The organism is Variovorax sp. MHTC-1, from assembly GCF_003984645.1.
In the GTDB taxonomy this organism is placed as follows: domain Bacteria; phylum Pseudomonadota; class Gammaproteobacteria; order Burkholderiales; family Burkholderiaceae_C; genus Variovorax.
In genome coordinates, this window is the sequence record NZ_RWKI01000077.1 from 1 (window position 1) to 1390 (window position 1390).

The window sequence follows — 1390 nt, forward strand, 5'->3', positions numbered from 1 at the left end:
TCTTTTTCGACGACGCATTGATCGAGGCCATGGTGTCGACCACCTGGTTGACGACGTCGCCGCCCTTGATCGCCACTTCCGAGGCCGTGCGGGCCAGTTGATTGGCCTGCCTTGCGTTGTCGGCGTTCTGCTTGACGGTAGAAGTCAGCTCTTCCATCGAGGCCGCGGTTTCCTCGAGCGAACTGGCCTGCTCTTCGGTGCGAGCCGACAAGTTCTGGTTGCCCGATGCGATCTGGCTGGAAGCCGCGGCAATGGTGTCGGTGCCGGCGCGCACGTCGCCGACCACCTTGGCCAGGTTGGCGTTCATTCCTTTCAGCGCCTGCATCAGCAAGCCGGTTTCGTCGCGGGTCTTCACCACCACCTGGCTGCTCAGGTCGCCCGAGGCCACCGTCTGCGCCACCTGCACCGCCTCGTTCAAAGGCCGCGTGATGCTGCGCGTCAGCAGCCATGCCAGCACGGCCCCGAGCGCCAGCGCAAGAACGGCCAGCACGATCACGTTGCTGCGGCCCGAGCGGTAGAGGCCGTCGATGGAGCCGGCCGCCTGGTCGATCCGCTCGGCCTGGTAGGTCAGCATGCTGCGGATGCTGGCGTCGTAGACATCGAGCATCGGCACCAGCTTGCTGTTGGTGATCTGGGCCGCCTCGTCCTGCTTGCCTTCGGCCTTGAGCTTGAGAATGCCGCTGCGCAGGGCGATGTACTGGCTGCGCTTTTCCTTGATGTCGGCACTGATCGCCTGCTCCTCGGGCGAGTCCAGCATCGCTTCGAGCTTCTTCTGCGTCTCGGAGATGCCGGCGCTGGTCTTGGTGATGTTCTTCTGCAGGTAGTCCTGCACTTCCGCATCGTTGCTCTTGACCAGCGCGAAGGTGCGCACGCTGTTGCTGCTGGTGCCCAGCAGCCAGGCCGCGGCCAGGCGTTCCTTGACGAGCGAACGCTGGACCATGTCCTCCGTGGCATTGCCCACGTTCTGCAGGCGGAGCACGCCGATGCCGGCGATGCTGGCCAGGAGTGCGAGCACCAGCGCGAAGCCGATGCCGAGGCGGGTGCCGATTTTCCAGTTTTTCATGTCAACTCCACCGGCTGTCGCCAGTCTCACAAGATCTCAAACAAAGGGAGGCCCATTCCAGGAACACCGCGGAACCGGCTTTGCCGGGCCGCTGGTGTTGCCCCCGGCGAGGGGGTTGGCGGCCACACGAAGTGGGCAAGCCTGGGGGAGAGCTCATTCAAGCGGCCATTTTTTCGATCAGGCCCATCTCTTCGCTCGACATGAGCTTGTCGATGTCCACCAGGATCAGCATCCGCTCGTCCAGCGTGCCCAGCCCGATCAGGTAGTCCGTGTCCAGCACCGAGCCCATCTCCGGCGCAGGCTTGATCTGCTCGGGCGTGAGCGTGA

1 protein-coding gene and 1 pseudogene are annotated in these 1390 nt (G+C 64.1%); both read right to left on the bottom strand.

The features are described 5' to 3' along the window. A partial coding sequence (locus tag EJI01_RS28280) for an MCP four helix bundle domain-containing protein (protein WP_126840402.1) occupies nt 1-1063 on the bottom strand: 1063 nt, incomplete at its 3' end. A 157-nt stretch (nt 1064-1220) separates the two neighbouring features. Further along, nucleotides 1221-1390: pseudogene (locus EJI01_RS29550) on the bottom strand (chemotaxis protein CheW); the annotation flags it as partial.